The following is an 8,691-nucleotide window of genomic DNA, read 5'->3' as shown; positions in this document are numbered from 1 at the left end:
CTCCCCCACTCCCCAGGAAGAAGGACCACCGTGACCACCCCCTCCTACCGCGTCGCCGTCCTCGGGCTCGGCGCCATGGGCCTGCCCATGGCCACCCGCCTCGCCACCCAGCTCACCGTGCACGGCTTCGACATCGCCGAGCCGCGCCTGGCGCTGGCCGCCGACGCCGGCATCACCCCCTTCGACTCCGCGCGCGGCGCGGTGGCCGGCGTCGACGCCGTGCTGCTGGCCGTGCGCAACGGCGCTCAGCTGCGCGACGTGCTCTTCGGCGCCAACGGGGTCGCCTCGACCCTCGAGCCCGGCGCCGTCGTGATCATGACGAGCACCGTCGGGATCGACGACGTCGTCGCCGTGGCCGCGGAGCTCGACGCCCTGGGCGTCCACCTCGTCGACGCCCCGCTCAGCGGCGGACCCGTCCGCGCCGGAGCGGGCGACCTGCTGATCGTCGTCGGAGCGGCTCCCGAGGCCCGCGCGAAGGCGCAGCCGGTGCTGGAGTTGCTCGCCTCGACGCTGAGCATCATCGGCGACCGTGCCGGCGACGGCCAGGCCTTCAAGACCGTCAACCAGCTGCTCTGCGGCGTGCACATCGCCGCCGGAGCCGAGGCGCTCGCCCTCGCCGAGGCGCTCGGACTCGACGTCGCCGCCACCCTCGAGACCCTCTCGGCCGGCGCGGCAGGCTCGTTCATGCTCGGCAACCGCGGACCGCGGATGCTGCAGGCCTACGACGAGGAGGGCGCGGAGGTGCTCAGCCGCCTCGACATCTTCGTGAAGGACATGGGCATCGTGACCTCCGCCGCGCGGGGCTCCGGCCTCGCCACTCCGATCGCCGCGGCCGCCGAGCAGCTCTACCTGCTCGGCGCCGCGCAGGGCCTCGCCGCCGCCGACGACTCCGCCGTCATCAAGGTCCTCGCCCCGCAGCACCTCACTCCGAAGGACGCCCGATGAACCTCGCCACCGCGCTCCGCAGCGCCGCGGACGCACCGATCGCCCCGGCGGTCACCCTCGACACCCCGGTCCTGCTGGGGATCGCCGCGGCGGGCATCGCCCTGCTGCTCGTGCTCATCATCCGCTTCAAGATCCACGCCTTCGTGGCCCTGCTGCTGGTCAGCGTGCTCGTCGCCGTCTCGGCGCGGATCCCGCTCGAGGACATCTTCGTGCTGGTCGCCAACGGCGTGGGCAGCACCATGGGGAAGGTCGCGCTCATCATCGCGCTCGGCGCGATCCTCGGCCGCCTGATCGAGGTGTCCGGCGGCGTGCAGAGCCTCGCCGACCACTTCACCCGCGTGCTCGGCCCCAAGCGGGTCGCCGTGGCGCTGACGATCGTGGCGTTCCTCGTCGCGATCCCCGTCTTCTTCGAGGTCGGCGTGATCGTCCTCGTGCCGATCATCTACGCGTTCAGCAAGGTCGCCGGGCTCAGCCCCGTGAAGTTCGGCCTGCCGATGGTGGGCCTCATGCTCGCGGTGCACGTCGCCGTGCCGCCGCACCCCGGCATCGTCGCCGGCGCAGGGGTCTTCGGGGCCGATGTCGGCCTCATCGCGCTGATCGCGCTGCCCATCTGCGCGGTGCTCGGAGTCCTCTCCTACGCCGTGTCGGCGATCATGAACCGCCGCGACTACGAGCTCGCGCCGGCCGTCGCCGCGCAGCTCGCCGAGGTCGGCGGAGTCACCTCCGCGATCCGCACCGTCGGCCGCGACGGCACCGAGCTCGCCCCGCCGCGCGCCGGGCTGATCATCCTGCTCGTCGCGATCCCCATCGTGCAGATCCTCGTCGGCACCGTGGGCGCCCTGATCCTGCCCGAGGGCACCTTCGCGCACGGCCTCAGCGTCTTCGTCGGCACTCCGGTGCTCGCGCTGCTCGTCGCCGTCGGCATCGCGTTCTTCGCCCTGCCGGTGAAGCGCGGGTGGTCGCTCACGCAGACCAACGAGATCTTCGAGAGCGCCCTGCCTCCGATCGCCTCGATCCTGCTCGTCGTCGCCGGCGGCGGGGTGTTCGGAGCGGTCCTGCAGGCCAGCGGCATCGGCGGAGCTCTCGCGAGCACGCTCGACACTCTCGGCGTGCCCCTGATCGTGCTCGGCTTCGTGGTCTCGCTCGTGCTGCGCGCGGCGCAGGGCTCGGCGACGGTCGCCATCGTGACGACGGGCGGCCTGCTGGCCACCGGCGTCGCCGACGGCGGCTACACCGCGCTGCAGATCGCGATCATCACCGTCGCGGTGGGCTTCGGCTCGCTCGGCCTCTCGCACGTCACCGACGCCGGCTTCTGGGTCGTGACGCGCTACCTCGGCCTGAGCGTCGCCGACGGCCTCCGCACCTGGACCGTGCTCACCACGATCCTCGGCGTGGTCGGCTTCGCACTCACGTACGTCGTCTGGCTCGTCGCCGGAGGCCTCGCGTGAGGGTCCGGATGGACGACCTGATCCGAGAGCGGCAGGCCGCGGGCGGGGCGGTCGGCGCGCTCACGTGCTACGACTTCTCGACGGCCCTCGCGGTCGTGGACGCGGCGGAGGAGCTAGGCCGCGGAGTGATCCTACTGGTCACCCCGAAGTCGGCGGCCGACCGGCACGGACCGCGGTTCCTCGCCGCGCTGCGCGCTCTCGCGGACGGCGCCGCGGTGCCCGTCTCGGTGCAGCTCGACCACGCGACCGACCTCGCCCTGATCCTCCGCTCGGTCGAGGCGGGAGCGGACGCGGTGCTGGCCGACGGCAGCGCCCTGACGTTCGAGGAGAACGCGGCGTTCACGGCCGAGGCGGTGCGCGGCTCCGGAGTCGTCGTCGAGGCCGAGCTGGGCGCCCTCGCCGGCGACGAGGACCGCGCGCTCGCCTCGCTGCCCTCCGCCCGCACGGACGCGGCCCTGGTCGCGCCGTTCCTGGCGGCGTCAGGCGCCCACGTGCTGGCGACCTCGGTGGGCAACGTGCACGGCACGTACGCCGCGGAGCCCGAGCTCGACTGGCCGCTCATCGACGCGATCCGCGCAGCGAGCGGGGTGCCGCTGAGCCTGCACGGAGCCTCCGGGATCCCCGAGGCCGACCTGCGCCGCGCGATCGGGGCGGGACTCGGCAAGATCAACATCAACACCGAGCTGCGAGCCGCGGTGCTCGCTGCGGCCGCCGCGCAGCTGCCCGCCTCCCGCTCGGCCGGCGACGACGTGCTGACGCTCGAGCGCGTGTGGCGCGGCCGCGCGACGGAGTTCGCGCGCGAGGCGATGCTCAGGCTGGACAGCGCGGCCTGACCCGGGGTCGCCGATCCCCGATCCGTGTCCGCTTCAGGACATGTCCGCTAGCGGCGCTTGTGCTCGGGATCGCGACCTCCCGAGACTCGGAGATCGGCACCTCCCTCGAGACGCGCGGACGGGCCTCCGACCGAAGGACGCCATGCGGCCCCGCCTCGCACCTCGACCGCCCGCGCGGCCCGCGTCCTCGTGGCTGCTCGTGGCCGCCGCGATGGCGGCGCTGGGCTGGGGCGGCAACCAGTTCATCCCGCTGATGGTGATGTACCGGCAGGTCGCCGGCTTCGAGCAGACCGAGGTCACGCTGCTGCTCGCCGTGTACGTGATCGGGATCGTGCCGGGCTTCGCGCTCGCCGGAGCGTGGTCGGACCGCTTCGGCCGGCGGAGGATCATGCTGGCCGGAGTGGCGCTCGGCGCCGTCGCGAGCGTCGTGTTCGCGATCGCGGGGACGAACCTCGCGGGGCTCTGCGTCGCGCGCCTGCTCGCCGGGGTCAGCGTGGCGGTCGCTGCCGTCGTCGGCAGCAGCTGGGTGAAGGAGCTGTCCGCGGCCACGGGCACCGGGGCGCGCCGCAGCGGCGTCTCGCTCTCGATCGGCTTCGGCGGCGGGGCCGCGATCAGCGGGGTGCTCGCGCAGTGGGCGCCGAACCCCACCGTCCTGCCGCACCTCGTCCACGCGGGTGTGACGATGCTCACCCTGCTCGCCGTGCTGCGCGCGCCCGAGACCCGCACGGCGAGCCCGCACCGGCGCTCACTGCTGGGCGACCTGCGGGTGCCCGCCGTGTACCGCAGCCGGTTCCGCGGCACGGTCGCTCCGATCGCGCCGTTCGTCTTCGGCAGCTGCGGCCTCTCGTTCGCCGTCGGGCCGAGTCTCGTCACCGGCGGGCTCGGCACGCTCGGGATCGCCTTCGCGACCCTCGTCATGCTGATCACCCTCGGGGTCGGGACCGCGGTGCAGCTGCTCTCCGCCCGCATCGACCGGGCGCTGCGGGGGCGGAACGGACCGGTCGGCACGATCTGCTTCGCAGCGGGGGCGCTCCTGCTCGCGCCGGCCGCTCTCTCGGGCTCGCCGTGGCTCGTGCTCCTCGCCGCCCCCTTCCTCGGGGCCGGGTACGGCATCTGCCTGCTCTCGGGGCTCAAGGCTGTGCAGACGATGGCCGCTCCCGACGACCTCGCGCGGCTCACGGCGACGTTCTACACGCTCACCTACCTCGGCTTCTTCTTCCCGCTGATCATCGCGGCGCTGGTCCCGTGGACGGGGCACGTCCCCCTCTTGCTCGCCCTCGCGATCGCCGCGCTGCTGGGCGGCACGCTCGCCGACCGCTCCGCCCGGCGCCTCGCACCCGGCGAGCCGGTGCCGTCCGCTTCCGGACATGGCCGCTAGAGGGCGTTGCCCCCGCGACGAGGCACCTGTCACGGTCGCAGAGCGACCGACGACGGTCCACCGACTCGAAGGACCGGAGTCCGCTCATGAACGATTCACCCACCGACGACAGCACGAGTGACATGACGCCCGAGGTGCTGGCGGCGTTCAGCGACGCCTGGACGCGCCACGACCTCGAGGCGCTGATGAGCCACGTCACCGACGACTGCGTCTACGGCGCGTCCGTCGGGCCCGAGCCCGGCCGGACCTGGTCCGGGAAGGAGCAGGTCCGCGAGGGCTTCGCGCTCATGCTCGCCTTCGACACCGGTCAGGAGCGGCACGAGGATGCGCAGCCCCTGATCGCGGGGACCCGGGGAGCGGCGACGTGGTCCTTCACCGGGACCGGCCCCGACGGGACGCCGCAGGTCACGCGCGGCTGCGACATCTACGAGTTCCGCGGCGGGAAGATCGCCCGCAAGGACGCGTTCCGGAAGGTGTACCAGGCGGACGAGTAATTCGGGGCCGGCCTGTCGGCTCGACGCTTCCTGAGTGTTCAAGGGGTTGCAGCTGACAGCCCTCGGGGCGTGAACTGGAGTTCTGGCTGCGGGCGTCGAGCGCGCGGCCTCCCCGATGAAAGGACGAGACTCAGTATGAGCACGGACGCCACCACGGTCCCCACGATCACCCTCAACAACGGAGTGGAGATCCCGCAGCTGGGCTTCGGCGTGTTCCAGATCGACCCCGCGGAGACGAAGGACGCCACCCTCGCCGCGCTCGAGGTCGGCTACCGCCACATCGACACGGCCGAGATGTACGGCAACGAGGCGGGCGTCGGCGAGGCCGTGCGCGCCTCCGGCCTCGACCGCTCGGAGGTCTTCGTGACCTCGAAGCTCAACAACGGCTTCCACGCCCGCGAGGACGCCCTCGCCGCGATCGACCAGACGCTCGGCGAGCTCAAGTTCGACTACGTCGACCTGTTCCTCATCCACTGGCCGCTGCCGAACGTGGGTGACTACCTCGAGACCTGGAAGGCGATGGAGGAGATCTACCGCAGCGGCAAGGCGAAGGCGATCGGCGTCTCCAACTTCCAGACGAACCACCTCAACCGCCTGCGCGCCGAGGCCACCATCGTGCCCGCGGTGAACCAGATCGAGGTGCACCCCTACCTCGTGCAGGACGAGCTCCGCGCGTACGGCGTCGAGCACGGCATCGCCACCGAGGCGTGGTCGCCCATCGCCCAGGGCCTCGTGCTCGAGGACGACACGATCACCCGCATCGCCCGCAACGTCGACCGCAGCCCCGCGCAGGTCGTGCTCCGCTGGCACATCCAGCGCGGCGACATCGTGTTCCCCAAGTCGGTCACGCGCGCCCGCGTCGAGGAGAACTTCGCGCTCTTCGACTTCGAGCTCGACGACGAGTCGATGACCGACATCACGGCGCTGGACCGCGGCCACCGCACCGGCCCGGACCCCGACACGTTCAACTACATCCCCAGCTGATGCAGCGCTAATCGCGCACGCGGCAACGCGACCGGCCCGCCGGATCCTCGGATCCCGGCGGGCCGGTCGCGTTCGTGCGGGGTGCTCCGGGTGGAGTCGCCCGGTCAGCCCTGCTGCGAGTCGCGCCAGGAGTGCTCGGGGGCGTAGCCGAGCACCTCGCGGGCGTGGTCGATCGAGAGGAGCGTGTCGTTCGCTCCGAGCTCGCCGCGCACCTCGACGCCCGGGAACACCTCGGCCACCAGCTCGTCGTTGGAGCGCGACATGACGGTGTCGGCCGCCGCGATGATGAAGCGGTCGAAGCCGGTGCCCTCGTGCTCGAGCGCCTTCTCGACGGCCTGAGCGCCGTCGCGGCCGTCGATGTAGCCCCAGAGGTTCCACTTGCGCAGCAGCGCGTCGGAGTCGAACGAGGGGAACTCGGCGTAGTCGACCTCGTCCATCACGTTCGAGAAGCGCAGGCCGAAGATCTTCAGGTCGGGGTGCCAGCGGCAGAGCTCGATGGCGAGCTGCTCCTCGAGGTGCTTGGTCAGCGAGTAGACCGACTCCGGACGGGCCGGGTACTTCTCATCGACCGGGATGTAGGGCGGCGGCACGTCGAACGGCAGACCGAGGACGGTCTCGCTGGACGCGTAGACGATGTTCCGGATGCCCGAGCGGATCGCCGCGTGGAACGCGTTGAACGTCGAGAGCATGTTGTTCTGGAAGGTGGCGATGTCGGGGACGATGCCCGGCGCCGGGATCGCGGCGAGGTGCACGAGCGCATCGATGCCCTCGTACTGGTCGCCGACGGCCTGGAGCGCGTCGACGACCTGCCCGTAGTCGGCGATGTCGATGCGGACGAAGCCGGCGCCGCGCTCGCCTGCGCGGTCGAGGTTGTAGACGTCGTGGCCGGATGCGCGGAGGCGGGCGACGACGCTGCGGCCGAGTTTGCCGGATCCACCGGTGACTGCGATTCTCATGCCTCGAACGCTAGCGGCCGCGATCCGCGCGGACGAGGGGTGGCGGATCAGTCGCGGGTGTACAGCGAGACGCCGTCGCCGGCCTCGGGAGTCGTCTCGTCGTCGACGAGCTCGGTCCAGCGGCGCAGGATCGCCGCGCCCGCCGCGTCGTTCACCAGGTCGTCGACCACCAGGACCGGGTAGGGCTTCTCGGGCACGCCCTCGGCGGGGCGGACGTCGACGTGGGCCACGTCGTAGGCGCGCTCGAACAGCCAGTCGGCCATGGCGTAGTCGCTGCGCGAGTCGCCGACGGTGCGCCAGCGCTGCGGGATCGGACCGGTCGCACCGAGCAGCTCGACCGCGCGCTGGGCGCCGAGGTCCTTGCCGAGGCGGTTCGACTCGATGTCGGTCGAGATGACCGTGGGGTCGATGCGGTAGTCGACGGCTCCGCAGTCGTCCGGGTACCGGATGCCGCGGCGCTCTACCCCGAGGCCGGCCGCGGTCATGATCTGCAGGGCGTCGGCGTCGAAGACGAGCTGGCGGGCGAGGTACTCGTCGCTGGGCAGGTCGACCAGCTGCTCGGCCGAGACCATGGCTCGCTTTGTCTCGTCGAAGAACACCAGGTCGTCGTAGTCGGAGCGGATCATGCGCTCGAGGTCGCGGGCGACCGGCTCGGGGATCGCGAGGGACTCGTCGACTATCGGCTCGGACGTGCCGCGGTAGTCGACCGTGAACCACACGGCGCCCTTCTCGCAGACGCAGACGATGCGCGCCTCGGGCGAGACCCCGCGCTCGAGCAGCGACGGCAGCACCCGTTCGCGCAGGAACGCGTCCGAGCGGCCGGTGTTGAAGACGATGGGGATGCCCGCGTTCGCCAGGCGCACGAGGTCGTCGGCGATCGCGGGGATGGCGATCGTGCGGCTGATCGGGCTGGCGATGGGGCCGTCGACGTCGAGGAGGAGGCCGAGCGGAGGCGGTGTGGAGGTCATCGCGCTCCATTCTGCCGTGCGGGGCGCATGGAACGGGTGCTCAGTCCTCGGCGGTGACGACGAGGGTGCGCTGGGCGGTGGAGCCGTCGGCCCCCTCGACGGTGAGGGCGACGAGGGTCTCGGAGTCGCGGCAGGCCACGGTGAGCCCGTAGCCGGACGCGGAGAGCTCGACCGGGTCGCCCGCGCGGACATCGGTCGTGCCGGTCGCGAGGCGGGCGGCCGCGCCTCCGCTGGTCGACCACGAGAGCGACACGGGGCGGACGGCCGTGCGGTCGCCCGCGCACGACACGGTCGAGGGCGACGCCGAGAAGGCGTCGACCGCGGGCGCTGCAGCGGGGACGGCGGGGGCATCGGGAGCGGCTCCGGCGGGCGCGGAGGCATCGGGGGCCGGAGCGGCGGACGGGTCGGCGGACGGATCGACGGAAGCGTCCCCGCTCGGGGCGGGTCCGGCCGACGCCGGGCCGCCCTGCGATGCGGGCGCGGACTCGCCGGTGGACGGGCTCGTGCCGGCGGACCCACCGGGCGCCGCCGCTCCCCCGCCCGGACGGACGAGCAGGACGATCGCGACGACGACGGCTACGAGGCCGACGATCGCGAGGACGATCCCGGTGGTGCGGGTGGAGCGGGACGGCATCGGTCCTCCGGGGGACGGCGGGATCGCGGGGAAGAAGAGGCGGCGCGGGAA

The 8,691-nt window shown here is 72.6% G+C and carries 8 protein-coding genes and 1 pseudogene; 6 read left to right on the top strand and 3 right to left on the bottom strand.

The window, feature by feature from the left end:
• The first annotated feature begins 30 nt into the window (after positions 1 to 30).
• The 6 genes from NB037_RS17245 (at position 31) to NB037_RS17220 (ending at position 6,082) form a co-directional block, all read left to right on the top strand.
• Positions 31 to 945, top strand: coding sequence for an NAD(P)-dependent oxidoreductase (locus NB037_RS17245; protein WP_308202085.1), 915 nt, complete (start codon positions 31 to 33; stop codon positions 943 to 945).
• The gene (locus tag NB037_RS17240) at positions 942 to 2,393 is read left to right on the top strand and encodes a GntP family transporter (RefSeq protein ID WP_251947977.1); all 1,452 of its coding nucleotides are present in this window, start codon (positions 942 to 944) and stop codon (positions 2,391 to 2,393) included. The genes NB037_RS17245 and NB037_RS17240 overlap by 4 nt, the downstream gene beginning before the upstream one ends.
• A gap of 8 nt (positions 2,394 to 2,401) precedes the next feature.
• Positions 2,402 to 3,226 carry a class II fructose-bisphosphate aldolase gene (locus tag NB037_RS17235; RefSeq protein WP_251947975.1) on the top strand — a complete coding sequence of 275 codons (825 nt, stop codon included), beginning with the start codon at positions 2,402 to 2,404 and terminating at the stop codon, positions 3,224 to 3,226.
• Between the two features lie 142 nt (positions 3,227 to 3,368).
• Positions 3,369 to 4,604, top strand: coding sequence for an MFS transporter (locus NB037_RS17230; RefSeq protein ID WP_251947973.1), 1,236 nt, complete (start codon positions 3,369 to 3,371; stop codon positions 4,602 to 4,604).
• Between the two features lie 86 nt (positions 4,605 to 4,690).
• Positions 4,691 to 5,098 carry a nuclear transport factor 2 family protein gene (locus tag NB037_RS17225; RefSeq protein WP_251947971.1) on the top strand — a complete coding sequence of 136 codons (408 nt, stop codon included), beginning with the start codon at positions 4,691 to 4,693 and terminating at the stop codon, positions 5,096 to 5,098.
• A 135-nt stretch (positions 5,099 to 5,233) separates the two neighbouring features.
• Complete coding sequence (locus NB037_RS17220) at positions 5,234 to 6,082, top strand: aldo/keto reductase (RefSeq protein WP_251947969.1); 849 nt, start codon at positions 5,234 to 5,236, stop codon at positions 6,080 to 6,082.
• Between the two features lie 104 nt (positions 6,083 to 6,186).
• Here the strand turns inward: NB037_RS17220 and NB037_RS17215 are convergent, their stop codons facing one another.
• The 3 genes and pseudogenes from NB037_RS17215 to NB037_RS17205 all read right to left on the bottom strand — a co-directional run.
• Positions 6,187 to 7,038 (bottom strand): NAD-dependent epimerase/dehydratase family protein, encoded by an 852-nt coding sequence (locus NB037_RS17215; protein WP_251947966.1) that lies wholly within the window; start codon positions 7,036 to 7,038, stop codon positions 6,187 to 6,189.
• A gap of 47 nt (positions 7,039 to 7,085) precedes the next feature.
• Positions 7,086 to 8,006, bottom strand: coding sequence for an HAD family hydrolase (locus NB037_RS17210; protein WP_251947964.1), 921 nt, complete (start codon positions 8,004 to 8,006; stop codon positions 7,086 to 7,088).
• A 40-nt stretch (positions 8,007 to 8,046) separates the two neighbouring features.
• A pseudogene (locus NB037_RS17205) lies at positions 8,047 to 8,691 on the bottom strand (hypothetical protein); the annotation flags it as partial.

The sequence above is a fragment of the Rathayibacter rubneri genome, assembly GCF_023743255.1.
GTDB lineage: Bacteria > Actinomycetota > Actinomycetes > Actinomycetales > Microbacteriaceae > Rathayibacter > Rathayibacter rubneri.
The sequence above is the reverse complement of the archived record's forward strand: the minus strand, read 5'-3'. Positions and strand labels throughout refer to the sequence as shown.

Excerpts from the sequence above, each read along its gene's own strand:
- NB037_RS17240 (WP_251947977.1), top strand. The coding sequence starts at position 942 with ATGAACCTCGCCACCGCGCTCCGCAGCGCCGCGGACGCACCGATCGCC.
- NB037_RS17235 (WP_251947975.1), top strand. The coding sequence starts at position 2,402 with ATGGACGACCTGATCCGAGAGCGGCAGGCCGCGGGCGGGGCGGTCGGC.
- NB037_RS17230 (WP_251947973.1), top strand. The coding sequence starts at position 3,369 with ATGCGGCCCCGCCTCGCACCTCGACCGCCCGCGCGGCCCGCGTCCTCG.
- NB037_RS17225 (WP_251947971.1), top strand. The coding sequence starts at position 4,691 with ATGAACGATTCACCCACCGACGACAGCACGAGTGACATGACGCCCGAG.
- NB037_RS17220 (WP_251947969.1), top strand. The coding sequence starts at position 5,234 with ATGAGCACGGACGCCACCACGGTCCCCACGATCACCCTCAACAACGGA.
- NB037_RS17215 (WP_251947966.1), bottom strand. The coding sequence starts at position 7,038 with ATGAGAATCGCAGTCACCGGTGGATCCGGCAAACTCGGCCGCAGCGTC.
- NB037_RS17210 (WP_251947964.1), bottom strand. The coding sequence starts at position 8,006 with ATGACCTCCACACCGCCTCCGCTCGGCCTCCTCCTCGACGTCGACGGC.